The sequence below is a fragment of the Marmoricola sp. Leaf446 genome, assembly GCF_001424755.1.
Classification (GTDB): Bacteria; Actinomycetota; Actinomycetes; order Propionibacteriales; family Nocardioidaceae; genus Marmoricola.
Genome location: NZ_LMRF01000001.1, coordinates 886,902 through 908,378, shown reverse-complemented (window position 1 = coordinate 908,378; position 21,477 = coordinate 886,902). Strand labels below are relative to the sequence as shown.

The 21,477-nt window shown below is 73.9% G+C and carries 25 protein-coding genes; 9 read left to right on the top strand and 16 right to left on the bottom strand.

Annotation, left to right across the window (positions count from 1 at the left end):
• Positions 1 to 5: 5 nt before the first annotated feature.
• The 7 genes from hflX to ggt all read right to left on the bottom strand — a co-directional run bounded on the left by hflX (position 6) and on the right by ggt (position 7,043).
• Positions 6 to 1,520: a GTPase HflX gene (gene hflX / locus ASG49_RS04230; protein WP_056537450.1), complete on the bottom strand. Its 1,515-nt coding sequence runs from the start codon at positions 1,518 to 1,520 to the stop codon at positions 6 to 8.
• A gap of 35 nt (positions 1,521 to 1,555) precedes the next feature.
• The gene (locus tag ASG49_RS04225; RefSeq protein ID WP_156384176.1) at positions 1,556 to 2,383 is read right to left on the bottom strand and encodes a hypothetical protein; all 828 of its coding nucleotides are present in this window, start codon (positions 2,381 to 2,383) and stop codon (positions 1,556 to 1,558) included.
• Between the two features lie 44 nt (positions 2,384 to 2,427).
• On the bottom strand, positions 2,428 to 3,264 hold the full coding sequence (locus ASG49_RS04220) for a hypothetical protein (RefSeq protein ID WP_156384175.1): 837 nt from the start codon (positions 3,262 to 3,264) through the stop codon (positions 2,428 to 2,430).
• Positions 3,261 to 4,472: a hypothetical protein gene (locus ASG49_RS04215; RefSeq protein ID WP_056537441.1), complete on the bottom strand. Its 1,212-nt coding sequence runs from the start codon at positions 4,470 to 4,472 to the stop codon at positions 3,261 to 3,263. The genes ASG49_RS04220 and ASG49_RS04215 overlap by 4 nt, the downstream gene beginning before the upstream one ends.
• A complete protein-coding gene (locus ASG49_RS04210; RefSeq protein WP_056537438.1) occupies positions 4,460 to 4,765 on the bottom strand; it encodes a hypothetical protein in 306 nt (101 codons plus the stop codon). Before ASG49_RS04210 ends, ASG49_RS04215 begins: the two co-directional genes overlap by 13 nt.
• Entirely contained in the window at positions 4,762 to 5,061 is a 300-nt protein-coding gene (locus ASG49_RS04205; RefSeq protein ID WP_056537435.1) for an SAV_915 family protein, read from the bottom strand. The genes ASG49_RS04210 and ASG49_RS04205 overlap by 4 nt, the downstream gene beginning before the upstream one ends.
• A 128-nt stretch (positions 5,062 to 5,189) precedes the next feature.
• Positions 5,190 to 7,043 (bottom strand): gamma-glutamyltransferase, encoded by a 1,854-nt coding sequence (gene ggt / locus ASG49_RS04200; protein WP_056537432.1) that lies wholly within the window; start codon positions 7,041 to 7,043, stop codon positions 5,190 to 5,192.
• 127 nt (positions 7,044 to 7,170) lie between these two features.
• Here ggt and ASG49_RS04195 point away from each other — a divergent pair, with 127 nt between their 5' ends.
• The gene (locus ASG49_RS04195) at positions 7,171 to 7,464 is read left to right on the top strand and encodes a hypothetical protein (RefSeq protein WP_056537429.1); all 294 of its coding nucleotides are present in this window, start codon (positions 7,171 to 7,173) and stop codon (positions 7,462 to 7,464) included.
• 32 nt (positions 7,465 to 7,496) lie between these two features.
• Entirely contained in the window at positions 7,497 to 7,808 is a 312-nt protein-coding gene (locus ASG49_RS04190) for a hypothetical protein (protein WP_056537426.1), read from the top strand.
• A gap of 6 nt (positions 7,809 to 7,814) precedes the next feature.
• On the opposite strand, the gene ASG49_RS04185 is transcribed toward ASG49_RS04190, so the two are convergent.
• The 5 genes from ASG49_RS04185 to miaA all read right to left on the bottom strand — a co-directional run bounded on the left by ASG49_RS04185 (position 7,815) and on the right by miaA (position 12,781).
• Positions 7,815 to 9,386 carry an alkaline phosphatase gene (locus ASG49_RS04185; RefSeq protein WP_056537423.1) on the bottom strand — a complete coding sequence of 524 codons (1,572 nt, stop codon included), beginning with the start codon at positions 9,384 to 9,386 and terminating at the stop codon, positions 7,815 to 7,817.
• Between the two features lie 58 nt (positions 9,387 to 9,444).
• Entirely contained in the window at positions 9,445 to 10,221 is a 777-nt protein-coding gene (locus ASG49_RS04180) for an SDR family oxidoreductase (RefSeq protein WP_056537420.1), read from the bottom strand.
• A 56-nt stretch (positions 10,222 to 10,277) separates the two neighbouring features.
• Entirely contained in the window at positions 10,278 to 11,117 is an 840-nt protein-coding gene (dapF, locus tag ASG49_RS04175) for a diaminopimelate epimerase (RefSeq protein WP_200936193.1), read from the bottom strand.
• A gap of 14 nt (positions 11,118 to 11,131) precedes the next feature.
• On the bottom strand, positions 11,132 to 11,791 hold the full coding sequence (locus ASG49_RS04170) for an MSMEG_1061 family FMN-dependent PPOX-type flavoprotein (protein WP_056537417.1): 660 nt from the start codon (positions 11,789 to 11,791) through the stop codon (positions 11,132 to 11,134).
• A 63-nt stretch (positions 11,792 to 11,854) separates the two neighbouring features.
• A complete protein-coding gene (gene miaA / locus ASG49_RS04165; protein WP_056537414.1) occupies positions 11,855 to 12,781 on the bottom strand; it encodes a tRNA (adenosine(37)-N6)-dimethylallyltransferase MiaA in 927 nt (308 codons plus the stop codon).
• A gap of 134 nt (positions 12,782 to 12,915) precedes the next feature.
• Between miaA and ASG49_RS19510 the strand changes: the two genes are divergently transcribed.
• The 3 genes from ASG49_RS19510 to ASG49_RS18490 are packed head-to-tail and all read left to right on the top strand — an operon-like array spanning position 12,916 to position 14,248.
• Complete coding sequence (locus ASG49_RS19510) at positions 12,916 to 13,326, top strand: antitoxin (protein WP_156384174.1); 411 nt, start codon at positions 12,916 to 12,918, stop codon at positions 13,324 to 13,326.
• Positions 13,323 to 13,562 (top strand): hypothetical protein, encoded by a 240-nt coding sequence (locus ASG49_RS18495; protein ID WP_056537411.1) that lies wholly within the window; start codon positions 13,323 to 13,325, stop codon positions 13,560 to 13,562. The genes ASG49_RS19510 and ASG49_RS18495 overlap by 4 nt, the downstream gene beginning before the upstream one ends.
• A gap of 47 nt (positions 13,563 to 13,609) precedes the next feature.
• Complete coding sequence (locus ASG49_RS18490; protein WP_056537408.1) at positions 13,610 to 14,248, top strand: GNAT family N-acetyltransferase; 639 nt, start codon at positions 13,610 to 13,612, stop codon at positions 14,246 to 14,248.
• Between the two features lie 10 nt (positions 14,249 to 14,258).
• Here ASG49_RS18490 and miaB read toward each other — a convergent pair whose 3' ends face one another.
• Together miaB and ASG49_RS04140 are read right to left on the bottom strand one after the other, a co-directional pair.
• Positions 14,259 to 15,755, bottom strand: a complete 1,497-nt coding sequence (gene miaB / locus ASG49_RS04145) for a tRNA (N6-isopentenyl adenosine(37)-C2)-methylthiotransferase MiaB (RefSeq protein ID WP_056537406.1) — start codon at positions 15,753 to 15,755, stop codon at positions 14,259 to 14,261.
• A 37-nt stretch (positions 15,756 to 15,792) separates the two neighbouring features.
• On the bottom strand, positions 15,793 to 16,497 hold the full coding sequence (locus ASG49_RS04140; RefSeq protein WP_056537404.1) for a hypothetical protein: 705 nt from the start codon (positions 16,495 to 16,497) through the stop codon (positions 15,793 to 15,795).
• Between the two features lie 187 nt (positions 16,498 to 16,684).
• Here ASG49_RS04140 and ASG49_RS04135 point away from each other — a divergent pair, with 187 nt between their 5' ends.
• The 4 genes from ASG49_RS04135 (at position 16,685) to ASG49_RS04120 (ending at position 20,050) form a co-directional block, all read left to right on the top strand.
• Complete coding sequence (locus ASG49_RS04135) at positions 16,685 to 17,425, top strand: amino acid ABC transporter ATP-binding protein (protein ID WP_056537401.1); 741 nt, start codon at positions 16,685 to 16,687, stop codon at positions 17,423 to 17,425.
• A gap of 100 nt (positions 17,426 to 17,525) precedes the next feature.
• Positions 17,526 to 18,422, top strand: a complete 897-nt coding sequence (locus ASG49_RS04130) for a glutamate ABC transporter substrate-binding protein (protein ID WP_056537399.1) — start codon at positions 17,526 to 17,528, stop codon at positions 18,420 to 18,422.
• 75 nt (positions 18,423 to 18,497) lie between these two features.
• Positions 18,498 to 19,181, top strand: a complete 684-nt coding sequence (locus ASG49_RS04125; RefSeq protein ID WP_056537396.1) for an amino acid ABC transporter permease — start codon at positions 18,498 to 18,500, stop codon at positions 19,179 to 19,181.
• Complete coding sequence (locus ASG49_RS04120) at positions 19,181 to 20,050, top strand: amino acid ABC transporter permease (RefSeq protein ID WP_056537394.1); 870 nt, start codon at positions 19,181 to 19,183, stop codon at positions 20,048 to 20,050. The genes ASG49_RS04125 and ASG49_RS04120 overlap by 1 nt, the downstream gene beginning before the upstream one ends.
• Positions 20,051 to 20,063: 13 nt before the next feature.
• Here ASG49_RS04120 and ASG49_RS04115 read toward each other — a convergent pair whose 3' ends face one another.
• Positions 20,064 to 20,540: a hotdog fold domain-containing protein gene (locus ASG49_RS04115; protein WP_056537392.1), complete on the bottom strand. Its 477-nt coding sequence runs from the start codon at positions 20,538 to 20,540 to the stop codon at positions 20,064 to 20,066.
• Between the two features lie 11 nt (positions 20,541 to 20,551).
• Complete coding sequence (locus tag ASG49_RS04110; RefSeq protein ID WP_056537389.1) at positions 20,552 to 21,394, bottom strand: DUF72 domain-containing protein; 843 nt, start codon at positions 21,392 to 21,394, stop codon at positions 20,552 to 20,554.
• Between the last annotated feature and the right edge of the window lie 83 nt (positions 21,395 to 21,477).

The window sequence follows — 21,477 nt, the reverse complement described above, 5'->3', positions numbered from 1 at the left end:
GAGGCTCAGCCGGGGTACGCCGCGAGCTCGCCGGCCAGCACCTCGTTGACGCGGGCCTTCAGCTGGGTGCCGTCGCCGGTGTGCTCCAGCGAGATCACCTCACCGTGCTCATGGACCTTGGAGAGCAGGTCGCCGCGGTCGTAGGGCAGCAGCACCGAGACCTCGACGGCCGGCTTCGGCAGCTCTGACTCGATGGCGGCCAGCGCCTCGGCGACGCCCTCACCGGTGCGGGCCGAGACGACCACCGAGTGGGGCTCGCGCTGCCGCAGCCTGGCCACGACCAGCGGGTCGGCGACGTCGGCCTTGTTGATGGCCACCAGCTCGGGCACCTTGTCGGCACCGATCTCGGCCAGCACCTCACGCACCGCGGCCAGCTGGCCCTCGGGGTCGGGGTGCGAGCCGTCGACCACGTGCACGATCAGGTCGGAGTCGGCGACCTCCTCCAGCGTCGAGCGGAACGCCTCGACCAGCTGGTGGGGCAGGTGCCGCACGAACCCGACGGTGTCGCTCATCGTGTAGACGCGGCCGTCACCGGTCTCGGTGCGCCGGGTGGTGGGGTCCAGCGTCGCGAACAGCGAGTCCTCGACCAGCACGCCGGCGTCGGTGAGCCGGTTGAGCAGCGAGGACTTGCCCGCGTTGGTGTAGCCCGCGATCGCGACGCTGGGGATCTCGTGACGCTTGCGACCCGAGCGCTTCGTGTCGCGCGTGGTCTTCATGTGGGTGAGGTCGCGACGCAGCTTGGCGATCTTGGTGTTGATGCGGCGGCGGTCGGTCTCGATCTTGGTCTCACCGGGGCCGCGTCCACCGATGCCCGCGCCGCCGGCGACCCGGCCACCGGCCTGACGGGACAGGTTGCCGCCCCAGCCGCGGAGTCGCTGCTTCATGTAGTTGAGCTGCGCCAGCTCGACCTGCGCCTGACCCTCGCGTGACTTCGCGTGCTGGGCGAAGATGTCGAGGATCAGGGCGGTCCGGTCGACGACCTTGACCTTGACCTTGTCCTCGAGGTTGCGCAGCTGGCTGGGGGCCAGCTCACCGTCGCAGATGACGGTGTCGGCGCCGCTGGCCTTGACGATCTCCGCCAGGCCCTCGACCTTGCCGCGCCCGATGTAGGTCGCGGGGTCCGGGCTGTCCCGGCGCTGGTAGAGCGCGTCGAGCACCGTCGAGCCGGCGGTCTCGGCCAGCAGCGCGAGCTCGGCCATGGAGTTCTCGGCGTCGGCCACCGAGCCCTGCGTCCAGACACCGACCAGCACCACGCGCTCCAGGCGCAGCTGGCGGTACTCGACCTCGGAGATGTCCTCCAGCTCGGTGGAGAGCCCGGCGACGCGGCGCAGCTGGTGCCGGGCCGCGAGGTCCTGCTCACCGGTGGTCTGCTCGCGCTCGTCGGGCCACGAGGTCTCGGGTGTGGTGGGAGCCGGTGCCGTGGCGACCTCGGGACGGCGGGGCTCGGTGGGCTCCTCGTCCCAGGTCGCCGTGTCGGCGAGCTCCTGGGCGAGGTCGAAGGGTTCGGATGCGTTCGTCATACGTCTCCCAGGTTAGTTCGCCCGTCGCGACGGGGCTAACCGGTTTCGCCGGAGCCGGTGGTCGACCAGCGCCGCGCGGTGGCGGGGTCGGACAGCTCACGGCGGGCCGCGGGGTCGGTGCGGTAGTGGGTGACCAGGTCGGCCGCCAGCGCCCCGTCGGAGCCGAGGAAGGCCAGCGGCACCGACACCTCGTGAGCAGCGACCCGAGGCCCACCGACCGGCTGCTCGGCCAGGCCCTGCGGTCCGCGGGTGCGATGCAGGCTCGCAGCGGTGCGCGCCTCGAGCACGAGCCGGGCACCGGGGTCCGCCACCAGCCGCTCCCCCACCAGGTCCTTCCAGGCCACCCGCGTGGTCGTGTTGTACGTCGACCACACCAGCTCGCGCGGAGTGAGCAGCAGCCCACCCCGCTGGTAGTGGCCGCGCACCAGGCGCAGTCCCATGGGCACCCCGAGGGCCAGCACCCCGACCACCAGCACGAGCGGGCCCCACGGCCCACCCGCCGACGCCGTCAGGGCGTTGGCCACCAGCGTCAGGGCGAACACCACGAAGAGCACCACCAGCGCACCCAGCCACGACAGCACCCAGCGCGAGACGGGCAGCTCCAGGCCCCCGTCGCGGGACCGTGCGTCGATCCGCCCGGTGCGGCGTGCGGCGGTGGCCGTGACCAGGAAGACCACCGCGCTGAGCACGAGCAGGGCCAGGGCGAGCCCGGAGGCCGCGAGCCAGCCGCCGCTGAGCACCATCACCACCGCACCGGCCAGCGGCACCAGCGCGACCAGGACGATCAGGGCGATGCCGCCGTAGAGCCGCACCGCAGGCCGCGCAGGCAGCGTGTGCCGGCGCGGCACCTCCGACCCGCTCACCGGACCACCCGACGGGTTCTTCGACGGGCCCTTCGATGGGCCGCTCACCGAACTGCCGCCGTCGGCTCGGTGCGGCCGCTCAGGCGCACGCGGGCAGCGGGGGTGCCGAGCTCGCCCCGCGCGGGCGGTGTCGTGCACCAGTGGGCCACCGCCCGGGCGATCGTCCCCGGGTCACCGGTGAGGTGCGGGAAGGAGATCGCCAGCGCGCGGTCGGCGCCGGCCACGGAGCGGGCCTGCTGCTCGCCGACACCGACCGGGCGACGTCCGAGTCCGACGTCCTCGGCCCGGGCTGCGGCGACGACGAGGGTCCTGCGGGGCACGCTGGGCATCGAGACCTCGACGACGTCGTCCCAGGCCAGGGACCGGTCGGCGTTCCACGACACGAGGGTGATGGCCTCGCGCGTCAGCACGAGCTCACCGGGCCGGACGCGCCGGTGCACCACCCCGGCGACGGTCGGCACGGCGAGGAGCAGCACGCCCGCTGCGATCCAGACCCCCACCTCGGAGGCGGCACCGTCCGCCCCCGCCCCCACGGCCGCCAGCACGAGGACCAGCAGGGACACCAGCGATCCTGCGAGGGCGCCCCAGGCGGTCACGCGGGCGAGACCGGACTCGGGCAGGACCGTGGCCCCGTCCCGCTCGCGGACCCGGGGCGTGCCGGTCGGGGTGCGCAGGAACTGCGTCAGGTAGGCCGTCGCCAGCACGCCGGTGGCCAGCACCAGCACGCCCGCGACCATCAGGAGCAGGTCGCCCCGGAGCACCATCAGCACCCCCGCAGCGGCGGTGACGGGTGCGACGACCAGGGCGGTCGTGACGAGCCCCAGCCGCTGACGGAGCGGGACCCCGGGGGTGGGGCCGGGTGGGGTCAGCCCGCGGCTCACCACGGGGTCACCGCGTCCCAGGCGTCGCTGGCGGCCTCCCCCACGTCGCTCGCGACGTCTGCCACGCCCTCGCCGAACTCCTCGAGCCCCTCGTCGATGGCCTCCGTGACGTCCTCGGGCACCCAGTGGTCCCAGGCGTACTCGGCGAGCATGCCGGCCCCGACACCGAGGGCGGCGGCGCCGACCGCCACGCCCCAGACCGGGGCGGTGGCGCCCAGCAGCGCGGCACCTCCGACCACGGCCGCGGCCCCGAGCGCGCCGCCGGCCATGCCCGCGGCCTCGCTGGCGATGGTCTGGCCGGGGGACTCACCGTTGGCGATGTCGTTGCCGGCGAGCCCCAGGCTCAGGACCGTGCCGATCACCGGCACCCGTCGCCCGAGCCGCTCGGCGCCCTCGGAGATCGCGTCGAGGCCGCGGGCGGTGCGCCTGGTGTCACGGACGTCGACCGCGTTGCCGGCGGCGGCCCGGGCGGGGTTGCCGGAGCGGCGCGCCGCGCGGGCCTCGTCGGCCTGGCGACGCAGGTCCTCCGCCCGGCGACGGAGCTCCTCGGAGTCGGCACGCAGCTGGCGTCCGCGGAGGTCCGTGCCGAACATCATGGCGAGGGCGGGTGCCTTCTGGAGCTGCTTCATCAGGTAGCTGCTCAGCGGCGGGTCCTCCACCGTGGCGATCGCGGTCAGGTTGGCCCCGATCCACTCCTCGAGGTTGGTGAGGTCGTCCTCGACCTCGGTGGACAGGCGGTTGTAGAGCTCGACCTTGTCGTTCGCCCGCTCGAACGCCGCGTTGTCCCGGTCCCAGGCGTCGGCCGCGGCCTGGCTGGAGCCAGCCGGGAGGTCGGCGGGACGCACGGGGTCCGGCGGCTGCTGGATCACGGTCCCGGCGACGGTGAGCCCGCCCCCGCTCGCCTCCCCCCGGCGGCCGGCCATCCGGCCCTGGACGTGGTCGAGCTTCACCGCGTAGGTCCGCAGCTTCTCGGCGACCTTCGACAGGTCGTCCGCCTGCTCGTCGCTCGCCTCGACGACCTTGCCGGCGAAGCTGCGGTAGGCCGAGGACGCCTCGCCCTCCCAGGCGCTGGCCGCGCGCTGGCGGGCGTCGGTCGCGTCCTGACCGGCGTCGACCACCTGACCCCGCAGCGTCTCGCCCACCCAGGTGGCGGCCGTGCGCACAGCGGCGGGACTGCCCTCGACCTTGGTCTCGATCACCTGGTCCACCCCTCGGGGACACCCTCGGTGAGCTGGTCGAAGGCGGCGTCGACCGACTCGTCGGTCGCGGCGTAGTCGGTGGCGGTCTGGTCCATCAGCTCCTCGGCACCCCGGTGCACCAGCGCCAGGTCGTCGGCCTCGAGGCCCACGCGGGCGAGGATCGCGGCGATCGCGGCGGACGCGGGACCGGCGTCCACGGTGCCGGGCGAGGACGAGGCCGTGCCCTCGATGCCGTCGGCGGCGTCTCCGTGCAGGCCGGAGATCGTCTCGGCGTCGGCCGGGGTGATCCGCAGGTCGCTCATGCCGTCGTCCGGTCGTGCCGGAGGTGCGCGGGGAGCTCCTGGTCGACCATGACGACGTCGAAGGGCGTGTCACGCTGCAGCGCGTCGAGGTCCTCGGTGCGGTAGAGCGCCCACGGCTGGTCGTCGCCGCAGCAGCGGGCGAGCCGGTCGAGCGCGGTGTAGAGGAGCAGGGCGACGCGGCCGTCCTCGAGCCGTCGCATCTCCACGGTGGGGTCGGCGCCGGGGATCGGGGCTCGGCACGGGAGGTAGACGACGGGCGGGATCAGGGGGCGGTCGGCGCTGTCCGGACTCTCCACGGGAGGCTCCTCGGGTCGGTGGTGGGGGCAGCGTCCCGCCCCCCAGCTGGACATTTCCTACCATCTGCGCCCGCACCTGAAACCTCCGGGCGCGCACGGGGACCCGCTGCGGCGGCGACCCGCCGGACTCACCGCCCGGGACGCACGACCAGTGCCGAGCCTCCACCTCGTCGGACCGGCTCGGCGACCGCCGTCATCCGACCGCCGGACCCGAGCTCGATGGCCGTGGCCGCCCCGATCTGTGCGGCACTGGTGAAGGCGTCACCGGACGGGGTCAGGGTGTGGCCGTACTCCTCGAGCGCGTCGCCGTAGAGCGTGATGAACTCCGGCTCGGCGGTGACGGCCTTGCTGTTGCGCTGCGACGCGCGCGGCGAGGCGAGCGCCTGCTGGATGGTCATGCCGAGGTCGAGCCGGTTGACCAACGTCTGCAGGACCGTCGTGATGATCGTCGAGCCGCCGGGCGAGCCCAGCGCGAGCACGGGCTTGCCGCCCCGGAGCACGATCGTCGGCGACATCGACGAGCGGGGCCGCTTGCCCGGCTGGATCCGGTTGGGGTCGTCGGCCGCGACGCCGTCGTAGGAGAAGTCGGTGAGCTCGTTGTTGAGCAGGAACCCACGTCCCGGCACGGTGATGCCGGAGCCTCCGGTCTGCTCGATGGTGAGGGTGTACTCGACGATGTTGCCCCAGCGGTCGGCGGTGGTCAGGTTGGTCGTGGAGATGTTCTCGGTGTCCTGCTCCGGGCGGCGCTGGGTGGTGCCGTCGCCGCAGACGCCGTCGTAGTCCTCGACGTCGCCCGCCTCCACCGGCTTGGTCGCGGCACGGGCGGGGTCGAGCCGGCAGTCGCGCTCGGCGGCGTAGGTCGGGGACAGCAGGTCGGTGAGGGGCACGTCGGTGAACCGCGGGTCGCCGACGTACTCCCCGCGGTCGGCGAACGCCAGCGCGCTCGCCTCGAGGTAGAGGTGGAGCGCACGGACCTCGGACAGCGAGCCCAGGTCGTGGCGCTCGAGGATGTTGAGCGCCTCGCCGATGGTCGAGCCGCCGCTGGAGGACGGCGCCATGCCGTAGACGTCGTAGCCGCGGTAGGTGGAGCGGGTCGGCGCCTGGGCGGCCACGCGGTAGCCGGCGAGGTCGCGGGTGGTGAGGTAGCCGGGCGGGACCGGGAGGCTGGGCCGCCGCACGGTCGGCGGGTCCTGCACGGTGCGGGCGATCTGGCGGGCCAGCGGACCGGTGTAGAAGGCCTTGGTGCCCTTGCGGGAGATCAGCCGGTAGGTCGCGGCGAGATCGCGGTTGCGCATCACGCTGCCGACCCGCGGCAGCCGGTTGCCGGGCAGGAACTGGCGCTGCGTGGCGGGGAACTGGCGGAACCGAGCGGCGTTGTCGGCCGTCTGGTCGCGGAAGGTCTGGTCGACCACGAACCCGCGGGAGGCCAGCCGGGTGGCCGGACGCAGGGATCGCGCGAGGCTCCGGGTGCCCCAGCGACGCAGCGCGGTGTCCCAGGTCGCCAGCGTGCCCGGGGTGCCCACCGAGACCCCGCTGGTGACCAGCTCGGGGGTGAACCGGTAGGGCTTGCCCGTCGCGGGGTCGACGAAGGCGTCGGTCGGCATCGTGGCCGGGGCGGTCTCGCGCCCGTCGAGGGTGCTGACCTGCTTGGTCCGGGCGTCGTAGTGCACGAAGTAGCCGCCGCCGCCGATGCCCGAGCTGTAGGGCTCGGTGACGCCGAGCGCGGCAGCCGTCGCGACGGCCGCGTCGACGGCGTTGCCGCCACGGCGCAGCACCTCGATGCCGACCCGCGAGGCCTCGGGGTCGACCGAGGTGACCGCGCCGCCGTAGCCGGTGCTGGTCGCGGTCTTCACGTTGTAGCGGCCACCGGAGGGCACCCGCTGCTCGGCACCCGCGCTGGCGGGGGCCAGGGCGAGCGCGCCCAGCCCGGTGGTCGTGGCGACCAGGGCGGCGAGGAGACGACGTGGGCGGCGACGTGGCATGGCAGACCTCCGAGAGACGGTGCCGGTGCGGACCGACCCCAACATCACACACCCGGGCACCGACAGCCGCAATCACCGACGACCGCAGCGGCGGGTTGGGCGCCTCGGGGTCGGGTACGCCGTAGTCATGAGCCACGACCCTGCCGGGACCGACGAGACCCCGACCACTGCCTCCTCCGACGCGTCCGAGGTGTCGACGCCGCCCGGCGTGACCGGGGCCGAGGACCGCTCCCAGCCCGGCCTGGCCGAGGACACGGGCCTGCACGACGAGCCCGCCGCCGACTCGGCGGAGGACTCCCACGGCGGCACGATCGACGTCGACGACGAGCAGCCCGGTCCCTCGGCCGCGTCCGAGCGGACCGAGGAGACCGCGGTGCAGCAGGAGAACACCGAGGCCTCCACCGAGCAGCCGTCCCAGTAGCCACGACCCTGCACGACCACCGAGGAGCCACCGTGAGCGAGAACCCCGAGACCCCGGCCACCCCCGTCACCGAGCCCACCGAGTCCGACCCCAACGCCGACAGCCCCGAGGGCCTCGCCGGCGGCATGGGCGTGAGCAGCGAGCGCACCGGGGCGATCCGCGGCAAGGACACCGGCGTCACCTACGACTCGGCGCCGACCCACACCGACGACGGACCCGAGCGCGGCGAGGACGGCGAGCCGCTGCCCGAGCAGTCCTCGCGCGACGGCCGGCCCGACGTCCAGCCCGACCCGGTCGAGAGCCACCCCCACGACCCGGACCGCAACCCCCGCCACGGGGTCTGAGGCCGGCTACTCGGTCGCCGGCTGGCCCGGCTCGAGGTCGCGCGTCCAGAGCACCGTGCCGCGCGCGTCGCGCAGCGAGACCGTGAGCAGGCCCGACCGGGCGATGTCGACGTGGCCGAAGAACTGGTTGCCACCGCGCGGCGACTGGTTGGGGTAGTCCGCCGCCCGGGCGAAGACCTGTCGCGGCCCGAAGGTGCCGTCGAGCCGGCTCGGGCCGAAGGTGCCGGCGTTGATCGGGCCGGCCACGACCTCCCAGAACGGGTCGAAGTCGGTGGAGGTCGCCCGCTCGGGGCTGTAGTGGTGGGCGGCGCAGTAGTGCACGTCGGCGGTGATCCACAGCACGCCCGGCACGCCCTTGAGGCCGCTGAGCACGCGCGCCAGCTCGAGCTCGCGGCCGAGCGGCGCGCCGGGGTCGCCGTTGGAGACCGATTCCTGGGCGGCGCCGTCGGGCACCACGAGGCCCAGCGGCAGGTCGGCGCTGATCACCTTCCAGGTGGCGCGGGAGCGGCGTACCTCCCGGACCAGCCACTCGGCCTGCTCGCGCCCCAGCACCGGGGTCTCGCGCGGCTCGAGCCCGGCGGTGTTGGGCGACTTGTGGGTGCGCATGTCGAGGCAGAACACGTCGAGGTGGGCACCGCGCTCGATCCTGCGGTAGATCCGGGCCTCGGCGAAGCCGCTGCGCCCGCGGCCGCGCGCGGCGCCGGTGGCGATCGGCTGGTACTCCTGCCACGCGCGACGGGCGCGGGCGGCCAGCACGTCGACGCGGCGCTCGGTGTAGCGCGCGTCGTCGAGGACCTCCCCGGGCCACCAGTTGTTGACCGTCTCGTGGTCGTCCCACTGCGCCACGACGGGGGTGTCGGCGTAGAACGCGCGGACGTTGGCGTCCATCAGGTTGTAGCGGTGCCGGCCGCGGAACTCGCGCAGCGTCTCGGCGACCTTGGAGACCTCGGGCGTGACCAGGTTGCGCCAGACCTGGCCGTCGGGCTCCACCACGCGCTCGGCGATCGGGCCGTCGGCGTAGATGGTGTCGCCGGCGTGGACGAAGAAGTCGGGGCGGGTGGCGTGCATCGCGGCGTACGCCGTCATCCCGCCGAGGTCGGGGTTGATCCCCCACCCCTGGCCCGCGGTGTCGCCGGTCCAGACGAACGACGTGGCCGCGGGGCGGCGGTCGCCGGTGCTGAACCGGGCCCGACCGACCTCGCCGCGGGTGCCGTCGGGGCCCTCGAACCACAGCGCGGCGTCGTAGGCCCGACCGGGCGCGAGCCCCTCGAGCTCGATCCGGGCGGTGAGGTCGGTGTCGGGCGTCGCCCACGGACCTCGTACGACGCGCGAGGAACGGCCGCTGCCGACCCGGGCCACCAGCCGCCCCTCCCCCGAGGCCCGGGACCACAGCACCGCCGAGCGGCTGGTGACGTCACCGGTCTGCACGCCGTCGGGCAGCGCCAGCCGGGTGCGGAGCTGGCCGGGCGCCGTGCGGGACGCCACCGCGCCGGTGGGTCGGGACAGCGCGCCGGCGGCCACGACGCCGGCCGAGCCGGCCAGCAGGTGACGACGGGAGAGGGAGGGCCGAGAGGTCATGCGCTCCAGCCCACCCCGCCGCGGTGACCCCTGCGCCACGCCCGGGTGAACGGTGGGCCTACTTGGGGGGCATCCGGATGCCGCCGTCGACGCGGACGGTCTCGCCGTTCATGTAGGAGTTGGTCAGGCACTCCACCACCATGCTCGCCAGCTCCTCGGGCTTGCCCAGGCGCTTGGGGTACAGCACGCTCTCGCCGAGCTTGGCCTTGAACGCCTCCGAGGCCTCGCCCTCGCCGTAGATCGGGGTGTCGATCAGGCCGGGCGCCACGGTGTTGAGCCGGATGCCGACCGCGGCGAGGTCGCGCGCGACCGGGAGCGTCAGACCCACGACGCCGCCCTTGGAGGCGGAGTACGCCGCCTGCCCGATCTGGCCGTCGAAGGCGGCGACGCTGGCGAGGTTGACCATCGCGCCCCGCTCGCCGGACGCGGTCGGCTCGGTGCGGGAGATCGCGGTGCCGACGAGCCGGATGCAGTCGAAGGTGCCGATCAGGTTGATCCGGACCACCTTGGAGAACGCCTCCAGGTCGGCGGCCGAGGCGTAGGTGCCGTCGCGGCCCACGGTGCGCTGCGCCCACCCGATGCCGGCGGAGTTGACCAGCAGCCGCAGCGGGCCGAGCTTCTCGGCCTCCTCGATCGCGGCCTCGATCTGCTCGGTGCGGGTGACGTCGACCGGCGCGAAGACGCCGCCGATCTCGGCGGCGAGCGCCTCGCCCTTCTCCTGGTCGATGTCCGCGACGACGACGTGGGCGCCCCGCTCGGCGAGCTGCCGGGCGACGGCCGCGCCGATCCCCGACGCCGCACCCGTGACGATCGCACTGGCTCCGTTGATGTCCATGCGCCGGATCCTAGGGAGCGGCGCGCACCTGCGCCCAGGGGGGTCGGAGCCGCCCCTCAGAGCGCGGTGAGGCCCTCCGCGACAAGGACGGCGGGGCCGGTCATCAGGACGCGGTCGTCCTCGGTCCAAACCAGGCGGAGCGTGCCGCCCGGCAGGTCGACGGTGTACGCCGTGCCGCGCTCGGCCCCGTCGGCGACCGCCGCCGCCACGGCGACCGCGCAGGCGCCGGTGCCGCAGGAGCGGGTCTCCCCGGAGCCACGCTCGTGGACGCGGACGGCGAGGTGGTGCTCGCCGCGGCGCACGACGAACTCGACGTTGACGCCGTCGGGGTAGGTGCCCTCGTCGTGGCCGGGCGCGGTCGTCAGCGGGCCGGCGTCGTCGAGGGAGTCCACGAAGGCGACCGCGTGGGGGTTGCCCATCGAGACGTGGACGGCCGGCCAGGAGCGGTCGCCGACGCTGACCGTGGTCTCGCCGAGCAGCGCGGGGGCGCCCATGTCGACGGTGATCTCGCCCAGCGGGTCGCCGTCGGCGAAGGTCAGCACCTTGGTGCCGGCGCGGGTCGCGATCGGCAGCGGGCCGCGGGCGTCGACGTCGGCGTGGGTGGCCAGGAAGCGACCGAGCACGCGGATGCCGTTGCCGCACATCTCCGAGAGCGACCCGTCGGCGTTGCGGTAGTCCATGAACCACGTCGCCTCGCCGCGCGCCGCGACCGCGGCCGGGTCGTCGGTGGCGTCGGTGCGCACCACGCGGATCACGCCGTCGGCGCCGAGGCCGGCGCGGCGGTCGCACAGCAGCGCGACCTGCCCCGGCTGCAGCTCGTGCTTCCCGCCGGCGTCGGGGACGAGCACGAAGTCGTTCTCGGTGCCGTGGCCCTTGACGAAGGAGTACTCGTTCACGCTCAGGGATCCTGTCACGACGAGTAGAGCTGGTCGGCGTAGGACGGGCCGTAGTAGGCGTCGAGCTCGTCGACGGTGTCCTCGGGCCGCTCCAGCCGCTGGGCGACGACCGCCCGCCGCGGCACCACGGCCTCGGGGTCCCACGACCCCGGCTCCCACAGCTGCGCGCGCAGGAACGCTTTGGCGCAGTGGTGGAACAGCTCCTCGACCTCCACGACCAGGGCCAGCACCGGCCGGTGCCCCTTCACCTCGAGGTCGTCGAAGAACGGCGCGTCGCTCACCAGCCGGGCGCGGCCGTTGACGCGCAGCGTGTCGCCGCGGCCCGGGATCAGGAACAGCAGCCCGACCCGGGGGTTCTCCAGCACGTTGCGGTAGCCGTCGACGCGCCGGTTGCCGGGTCGCTCCGCGATCGCGATGGTGCGCTCGTCGATCACGTGCACCAGCCGGCCGGCGGGGTCGCCCTTGGGCGAGGCGTCCAGCCCCCCGCCGTCGGCGGCCGAGGTGGCCAGCACGCAGAACGGCGAGGAGTCCAGCCACGCCACGTCGAGCTCGGTCAGCGCGTGGCGCACCTTGTCGCGGGCGCGGGGGCCGGGCTCACCGACGATCGCCGTCAGGCTCTCGACGTCGGTGACCTCGCTCCACCCGTCCGGGGTCGGGGTGGTCGTCGTCGTCATGTCCGGACCGTACGCCGCCGCGGCCGCCCACGCCCTCGCCCGTGCCCGTGGGCACCGGCCGGCTCACCCGTCGCCGAGGGCGTGCACGGCCGCCCGGGCGCGCTCCAGCCGCTGCGGGTCGTCGTGGGCCACCCACACCACCCGGTCGTCCTTGCGGAACCAGCTGTCCTGGCGCCGGGCGAACCGGCGGGTGCCGGTCACCGTCTGCTCGCGGGCCTGCGCCTCGGTGATCTCGCCGTCGAGGGCGGCGAGCACCTGGCGGTAGCCGAGCGCGCGGTGCGCCGTACGCCCCTCGCGGAGGCCGCGGCCGAGAAGCTCCTGCACCTCGGCCACCAGGCCCGCCTGCCACATCCGGTCGACCCGGGTGGCGATCCGCTCCTCCAGCAGCCCACGGTCGACGTCGACGCCGACCTGCACGGTCGCCGGGGCGGCGTACTCGTGGACGGGGAGGGTGGCCGCGAACGGCCGGCCGGTGATCTCCACGACCTCCAGCGCCCGTACGACGCGCCGGCCGTTGCTCGGCAGCACCTGCGCCGCCGCCGCCGGGTCGACCTCGGCCAGCCGGTCGTGCAGCGAGTGCGGACCCCGCTCGGCCAGCTCCGCCTCCAGCCGGGCCCGCACCTGCGGGTCGGTGCCCGGGAACTCGAACCGGTCGAGCACCGCCCGGGTGTAGAGCGCCGAGCCGCCGACCAGCACCGGCACCACCCCGCGCGCGTGGCAGTCCGCGATCGCAGCGCGGGCCTCTTGCTGGAACTGCGCCACCGTGGCCGACTCGGTCACCTCGAGCACGTCGAGCAGGTGGTGGCGCACGCCGCGCCGCTCGGCCTCCGGCAGCTTGGCGGTGCCGATGTCCATGCCGCGGTAGAGCTGCATCGAGTCGGTGTTGACCACCTCGCCGCCGAGGTCCAGGGCCAGGTCGAGGGCCAGGTCGCTCTTGCCGGCCGCGGTCGCGCCGACGACCGCCACGACGGGCAGCGCAGGAGCGGTCACCGGCCTAGTCTCGCCCGCTAGGTTGGACGCAGGCCAGGCGGGTACGCCGTGACCGACGCGCCGGCACGTCGCGGCCCGCACCCGCCATCCCGCAGACCCCGAGACACCGAGACACCGAGACCCAGGAGGACGCCATGGGCTTCATGGACGATGCCAAGAAGAAGCTGTCCGACGCCGTGGACAAGCACGGCGACAAGATCAACCAGGGCCTCGACAAGGCCGCCGCCGCCGTGGACAAGAAGACCGGCGGCAAGCACACCGACAAGATCAGCCAGGGCGTCGCCCGCGCCAAGCAGGGCCTGGACAACCTCGACGGCCGCAACGACGACCTCGGGGGCCGCGGCCCCGACGGCCCCACGACGCCGACCGGTCCCGTCACGGGCACCGCCGGAACCACCGGCACCGGGGTGGGCAGCGGTGCCGGCCCGACCCGCGGCACCGACCACCCCGCCGGCCCCAGCAGCCCCTCGACGCCCACCGCCAAGAAGGACCCCAAGGCCCCCACCGGCCCGCAGGGCGACGGCACCCCGGGTCGCGACCGGTGAGCTCCTCCGACGGCGACCTCTCGCCCGCCCCCGAGCCCACCACCGACCCGGCGCCCGACTTCGCACCCGGCGGCCCCGCGGACGCCCCGCGCGTCGACACCGACGACCAGCCACCCGCGACCCCCGACCAGCCGCGCTCGGCCCAGGTCGAGGAGGACCAGGTGCCGGACGAGATCGACGCCCCCGAGGACGTCGACGAGTCCGAGGAGCACGTCGAGGACGAGCCGCCCGTCTGACCCGTCCCAGCACGGCCCGCGCCCGTCCGGCCCCGCCGCCGCCCGACGTGGTGCGCGCGTGGGTCGCCGGGTGGGCCTGCTCGCGCGACCTCCCGCCCGCCGAGGAGGTCGCCGAGGGCGTGCTGCGGACCCCGGTCGGGGCCCCGGGTCGCGAGGTCGAGCTGCTCGTGCTCGACGCCGACCGCCACCCCCGCCGCACCGACGTCGCGGCGCGGGCCTCGTGGGACGAGCGCGACCCCTGGGTCACCGTGCCCACGACCGACCCCGGCCGGGTCGCCGACCGGCTCGCGGAGCACGGGCTGGCCACGGCCGACGTGCCCGAGTGGCTGATGACCCGGTCGCTGGCCGCGTCGCCCGCGGCGCCCCTCCCGCCCGGCTACACCGCGACGACCTCACGCCCGGGACCCCACCGCGCCGAGGTGGGGATCACCGCCCCCCACGGCTCACCGGCCGCGTGGGGCCAGGTCGGGCTGGTGCGGGCGGTCGCCGTCCCCGACCGGATCTCGACCGTGGCCGCCCACCGACGCCGTGGGCTCGGCTCGGTCGTGATGGGCCTGCTCGGCGATGCCGCCGTGGAGGCCGGTGCCGACCGAGGCGTCCTGGTGGCCTCCGACGAGGGTCGGCGGCTCTACCTGACGCTGGGCTGGGAGCCCGTCTGCGCGGTCGTGGTGGCCCGGCGACGCTGAGCCGACGCCCTCAGCGGCAGCCGTCGACCAGCGGCGGCAGCGGGGCGGGCACCCCGATGGTCGGCAGGCCGAGCGAGACCCCCGGTGTCGCGGTGGCCGGTGCGGCGGTCCTCGCCTCCCAGGCGTCGCCGGCGCGGGTGCGGCGTACGGACCTCACGGGACCGTCCGCGACCAGGTGGTGCGGTGCGGCGTACGACACGACGACCTCGACGACGTCGCCGGGACGGACCTCGAGCGGCGTGCCGTCGACCGCCAGTGGCGTGAAGTGCACCAGCCGGTTGTCGCGCGCCCGGCCGGTGAGGCGTCGGGTGGCCGCGTCCTTGCGGCCCTCCCCCTCGGCGACCATCAGCTCCACGACCCGGCCCTCGAGGGCACGGTTCTCGGCCCAGGCGACCTCGTCGACGAGGGCGACCAGCCGCTCGTAGCGGTCCTGGACCACGGCCTTGGGCACCTGCTCCTCGAGCACGGCGGCGGGGGTGCCGGGGCGCTTGGAGTACTGGAAGGTGAAGGCGCTGGAGAACCGCGCCCGCCGGACGACCTCGAGCGTGTCCTGGAAGTCCTCCTCGGTCTCGCCGGGGAAGCCCACGATGATGTCGGTGGTGATCGCGGCGTCGGGCATCGCGGCCCGCACCCGCTCGATGATGCCGAGGTAGCGGGACTGCCGGTAGGAGCGCCGCATCGCCCGGAGCACCCGGTCGGAGCCCGACTGCAGCGGCATGTGCAGCGACGGCATCACGTTGGGGGTCTGCGCCATCGCCTCGATGACGTCGTCGGTGAACTCTGCCGGGTGGGGAGAGGTGAACCGCACCCGCTCCAGGCCCTCGACCTCACCGCAGGCGCGGAGCAGCCGGGAGAACGCCTGGCGGTCGCCGAACTCCACGCCGTAGGCGTTGACGTTCTGCCCCAGCAGGGTGACCTCGCTGACGCCCTCGGCGACCAGCGCCTCGACCTCGGCGAGGACGTCGCCGGGGCGGCGGTCCTTCTCCTTGCCGCGCAGCGCCGGGACGATGCAGAAGGTGCAGGTGTTGTTGCACCCGACCGAGACCGAGACCCAGGCGGCGTACGCCGACTCGCGCTTGGTGGGCAGCGTGGACGGGAAGACGTCGAGGGACTCCAGGATCTCGACCTGGGCCTCCTCGGCCACCCGGGCCCGCTCCAGCAGCACCGGCAGCGAGCCGATGTTGTGGGTGCCGAAGACGACGTCGACCCAGGGAGCCTTGTCGGTGATGGTGGCGCGGTCCTTCTGGGCCAGGCAGCCCCCGACCGCGATCTGCATCCCCGGCCGCTTCTTCTTGACCGAGGCGAGGTGACCGAGGTTGCCGTAGAGCTTGTTGTCGGCGTTCTCGCGCACCGCGCAGGTGTTGAGCACGACCACGTCGGCCGGCTCGGCGCCCGCCGGGGCGGCGGTGTAGCCGGCCGTCTCCAGCAGCCCGGTGAGCCGCTCGGAGTCGTGGACGTTCATCTGGCACCCGTAGGTGCGGACCTCGTAGGTGCGTTGCTCAGCCATGACAGTCACCCAGGGTACGGGCCGTCGTCGCGGCGGGTCACTCCCCCGGGTTGCGCTCCGCCCCGCGCTGGAGCGTCTCGGCCTCGGAGAGCACGGCCGCCTCGGCGCCGGGCTCGGGAGTGCCGGTCGTGGAGCCGATGGCGTCGACCGGCGACTCGGGCTCGCCGGCCTCCATGTCCTCCAGGAAGCCGTCGACGGCCTCGCGGTCGCCGGTGGCGCTCCCGCCGTGCTCGACCTCGCGGCTGGCCACCTTGGGCTCGGTGGAGAACGCCTCGCCGGGGGCGCCCGGCATCGGTCCGGCCGCGCGGACGGCGATCTCGTCGGGCGTGGGGATCCGGGGCGGCGCACTGGCCTCGGGCTCGCCCGGGGCGTCGGTCACCGGCTCGACCGGCGCGCCGGTCGGCGCGGCCGGCGCGGCCGGAGCGGCGGGCGCGGCGTCGCGCGAGGTGGTCGGCCGCGACTCCGCGGCCCGGGCCGGGTCGGAGGCCGGGCTGGTGGAGGCCGCGGTGCCGGTCGCGCGCGCGTCCCCGGGGTCCCCGGCGGGACGCTGGGTGCTCGGCCGCGTGGCGGGCCGCTGCTCGGGCGGCGAGCCGGGGATGCGGCCGTGCACCACGCCCACGCCCAGGCGCACCACGTCCGTGGCGAGCCCCACCGCCTGCGAGGCGGTGGCGATCGGGTGGCGGGCGGCGCCGTACGCCGTCCTCACCGTGCCGCGGACCAGGCTGCCGACCAGGGTGCTCATCGTGGTTGCTCTCCTCGTGCTCGGGTGACGCGCAGCGGACACCTCTGCTGTGCCCTGCGCGGGTCCGGCGAAACGTCCGCACGGACGGAGTGACGAGCGTCGCGGCCCAGGTCACGAACGGGTCGCGATGCGGCACGCGCCACCCGGTCCGCTCGACTCGACCCCACCCTCCCCCTAGGGTGCGGCCATGCCCGAGCCCCTGATCGTCCTCGACCACGTCGACAAGTGGTTCGGCCAGCTGCACGTCCTCCAGGACATCCGGCTCTCCGTCGCCAAGGGCGAGGTGGTCGTCGTGATCGGGCCCTCGGGGTCGGGCAAGTCGACGTTGTGCCGCACCATCAACCGGCTCGAGACCATCGACAAGGGCCGCATCACCCTCGACGGCCAGGAGCTGCCGCAGGAGGGCAAGGCCCTCGCCGCGCTGCGCTCCGAGGTCGGCATGGTGTTCCAGAGCTTCAACCTCTTCGCCCACAAGACGATCCTGGAGAACGTCACCCTCGGTCCGATCAAGGTGCGCGGCAAGAGCAAGGCCGACGCCGAGAAGCGCGGCCGCGAGCTGCTGGACCGGGTCGGGGTGGGCCACCAGGCCGAGAAGTACCCCGCCCAGCTCTCCGGCGGCCAGCAGCAGCGCGTCGCCATCGCCCGCGCCCTGGCCATGGAGCCCAAGGCGATGCTCTTCGACGAGCCGACGTCGGCGCTGGACCCGGAGATGATCTCCGAGGTCCTCGACGTCATGGTCGACCTCGCCAAGCAGGGCATGACCATGATCGTGGTCACCCACGAGATGGGGTTCGCCCGCACCGCCGCCGACCGGGTCGTGTTCATGGCCGACGGGGCGATCGTGGAGGAGAACACCCCCGAGGAGTTCTTCACGCGGCCGCAGTCGCCGCGCGCCAAGGACTTCCTCGGCAAGATCCTCACCCACTGACGCCCGGCCCACGCGGCCGGCGTCCCCAGAGCTCGGGACAGCTGCACTTCCACACCACCGGACAGGGATCGGGTCACCGGCCCGGACAAAGGAGAAGCACATGCGGTTCACACGGAACAGGGCGGTCCTCGCGACCGCCGGCCTCGCCCTCGCGCTCAGCGCGTGCGGCGGCAACGCCGGCGAGGAGTCCGGCACCTCCTCCGACGTCGACGCGGTCGAGAACGCCGCCGACAACTTCGAGGACGGCACCAAGATGAAGGAGCTCGCCGAGGCGGGCGAGATCACCGTCGGGGTCAAGTTCGACCAGCCCGGCCTGGGCTTCAAGGACGCGGCGTCCGACGTGCCCACCGGCTTCGACGTCGAGGTGGCCAAGCTGATCGTGGCCGCGCTCGGCATCGACCCCGAGTCGGACAAGGTCACCTGGGAGGAGACGGTCTCGGACAACCGGGAGCCCTACCTGCAGTCCGACCGCGTCGACCTGGTGCTCGCGTCGTACTCCATCACGCCCGAGCGTCGTCAGATCGTCGGTCAGACCGGGCCCTACCTGCTCACCGGGCAGCAGGTGCTCGTCAAGGCCGACAGCGACGTGACCGGCATCGCCGACCTCAAGGGCAAGAAGGTCTGCGCCGCCCAGGGGTCGACCTCGCTGGAGAACATCGAGGCCGAGGGCGCCGTGCCGACCCCGGCCGACAACTACTCGCAGTGCACCGACGACGTGCTCAACGGCAACGTCGACGCGGTCTCCACCGACGGCTCGATCCTGCTGGGCCTGGCCGCCCAGAACGAGGGCGAGCTCAAGGTCGTCGGCGAGCCGTTCTCCGAGGAGCGCATCGGCGTGGGCTACTCCAAGGACACCCCGGAGATGTGCGAGTTCATCAACGAGACCCTGCAGAAGTCCTTCGACGACGGCTCCTGGGCCGAGGCGTTCGAGGCCACGCTGGGCGGCGAGGACGTCGAGACGCCCGAGCCCCCGAAGCTCGACGACTGCCAGGCCTGACCCACCCGCAGCCGCGCCCGGGGTGACCTCGACGGTCACCCCGGGCGCGTCGCTCGAACCGAAGGGAGGGCGCCGGTGACGATCGTCCTGGAGAACCTCGACCTCGTGGTCCGCGCGTTCGCCACCACGCTCGTGCTGTTCGCTGTCTCGGCCGTGCTGTCGGTGGTCGGCGGCACCCTGCTGGCCGCGATGCGGGTCGGACCGGTCGCCGTGCTGCGCGCCGCGGGTGCGACGTACGTCAGCCTGGTGCGCAACACCCCGCTGCTGCTCGTGCTGCTCTTCTTCCGGTTCGCGGCGCCCAAGATCGGCATCACCTACGACGTCATCGACCTCACCTTCGGCGGCGTCAACCTCGACAACCTGTTCACGGCCGCGGTGGTCGCGCTGAGCGTCTACACCTCGGCCTTCGTGTGCGAGGCGCTGCGCTCGGGCATCAACGCCGTCCCGCTCGGTCAGGCCGAGGCGGCCCGGGCGATCGGGCTGCCCTTCGGCGGCGTGATGCGCCAGGTGATCCTGCCGCAGGCGGTGCGGGCCTCGGTCCCGCCGCTGGCCAGCGTGCTGATCGCCCTGCTGAAGAACACCACCGTGGCCGGGGCGTTCGGCGTCTTCGAGGCCTTCGCGCGGATGCGGTCCTTCACCAACGACGACCCCACCCAGCGCTACGGCGTCTTCCTCACCTTCGCCCTGCTCTTCGTCGTGCTCGTCCTCGCGGTGTCCTTCGTGGCCAACCGCCTCGAACGCCGCTGGAGGGTCGCCTGATGAGCGCCTCGGTCCTGTACGACGCCCCCGGTCCCCGCACCGTCCGGCGCCACCGGCTGTACACCGTCCTGGTCAGCCTCGTCCTCCTGGGGATCGTCGCGCTCGTCCTGCTGCGGCTGCAGCAGAAGGGCCAGTTCGACTACGACCTGTGGGAGGTCTTCATCACCCCCCGCTACGTCGAGGTCATCCTGGTCGACGGCGTACTCACGACCTTGAAGATGGCGGCCAGCGCCGTCGTCGGCGCGCTCGTGTTCGGTCTCGTCCTCGGGGTGGCCAAGCTCGCCGACCGCCGGTGGATCTCGGTGCCGGCGGCGGTCGTGGTGGAGTTCTTCCGCGCCGTCCCGGCCCTGCTGATGATGATCCTGGTCTTCTTCACCTTCGGGGTCACCCGGGGCGAGTCCGGCGCCTACTGGAGCGTCGTGGTGGCGCTGACGCTCTACAACGGGTCGGTGCTGGCCGAGGTGTTCCGCGCGGGCATCGTCGCGGTGCCGAAGGGGCAGTCCGAGGCGGCGTACGCCCTGGGGATGAGCAAGAACCAGGTCACCAACCTGATCCTGCTGCCCCAGGCGGTCAAGATCATGCTGCCCTCGATCATCAGCCAGTGCGTGGTGGCGCTCAAGGACACCAGCCTCGGGTACGCCGTCGCGGCGCCCGGCCTGACGGCGGTGACCCGGCTGATCTACCTGCAGTTCAACAACCAGGTGCCGGCCATCTTCGTCACCGCGGCGCTCTACATCCTGATGTGCCTGGCGCTGACGCTGCTGGCCACCTGGGTCCAGAAGCGCTACGTCGGCGAGCGCAACCCGCTCGACGTCACGCGTGTCGGCGCGGTGGGCGTGGGTTCCGGCGCCGGCGCGGGGACCGTCTGAGGACCGGCCCGGCCTAGCGCTTGGGCGTGACCCAGAGCCGGATGACGCCCTCGATGACGACCGTGCCGTCGGAGCGGACGCCCTTGACGTGCACCGGGACGTCCGGGTCGTCGCCGGTCCACCGGGCCGGGTCGGTGTCGGCGTGGCAGGTGATGTCGCTCGTCGCCTTGGCGGTGTAGCTGACCTCCATGCCCTTGGGGATCCACCGCTTGTCGGCCGGGATGCTCGCCTCGGCCAGCACGCCCATCGCCGCCTCCAGCCCGTTGCAGAGCGCGATGGCGTGCACCGTGCCGATGTGGTTCTTCACCGCACGACGCTTGCGGATCACGACCTCGGCGTGATTGGGCTCGATCACGGTGAACCGCGGCCGGATGCTCCAGAAGTACGGCGCGACCTGGCTGAAGGCGAAGGAGAACAACCGCTCGCCCACGAGGGGGCCCACCAGGGGCAGCGAGGTGCTGGTGCGGTGCAGGTCGAGGACGCGGCTCATGCCTGCGGACTCTAGGACCCGTGCCGGTCCTCCAGGCCCGGGGGTCGCCCGAGCCGCTCGATCAGCCGCAACGCGTCCCACGGGGCGTGGCCCTTGGCGTCGTTGTCGAAGTAGACGTAGGCCTCGCGCCCGTCGGCGGTCCACCCGCGGATCCGCTCGGCCCAGGCGTCGAGGGCCTCCTCGCCGTAGCCGCTCACGTAGAGGTCGACGTCTCCGTGCAGGCGCACGTAGACGACGGGGCCCTGCGCCTGCTCGAAGCGGGGGAACTTCGAGGCGGAGTCCGCCACCACCAGCCCCACCCCCGCCTCGTCGAGCTGCTGCAGCGCCCCGGGAGCGGCGAACCCGTGGTGGCGGGGCTCGAGGACGTGCACCAGCGGGCGGTCGACGACCTCGCCCGACCACAGCCGGTCGCCGCGCACCTTGTCGTCGTGCTGCTGCGCGAGCTCGAGCGCCTCGCCGGTCGTGCGGGGCAGCAGGTCGAGGAACTCCCCCACCAGCTGCTCGTCCCAGGCCTGGGTGGCCGGCAGCTGCCACAGCACCGGACCCAGCGCGTCACCCAGGCCGAGCAGGCCCTGGGCGAAGAAGTTGGCCAGCGGCACCCGCGGCTCGCGCAGCCGGCGCAGGTGCGTCACGAACCGGCTGCCCTTGACCGAGAACACGAAGCCCTCGGGCACCTCGGCGCGCCACCGCTCCCAGCTGGAGGGCCGCTGCAGGGAGTAGAACGACCCGTTGACCTCGATCGAGGTCAACCGCTCGGCCATGTAGGCCAGCTCGCGCCGCTGCACCAGCCCCGCGGGGTAGAAGTCACCCCGCCAGGCCCGGTAGGTCCAGCCCGAGACCCCGATGCGCACCACGTCCCGTCGTACCCCACGAGCGGCCCCGGGATGCCGGGAGGCACCAGGCTGGCGAAATCCCGCCGACCTCCTCGGGAGTGCCC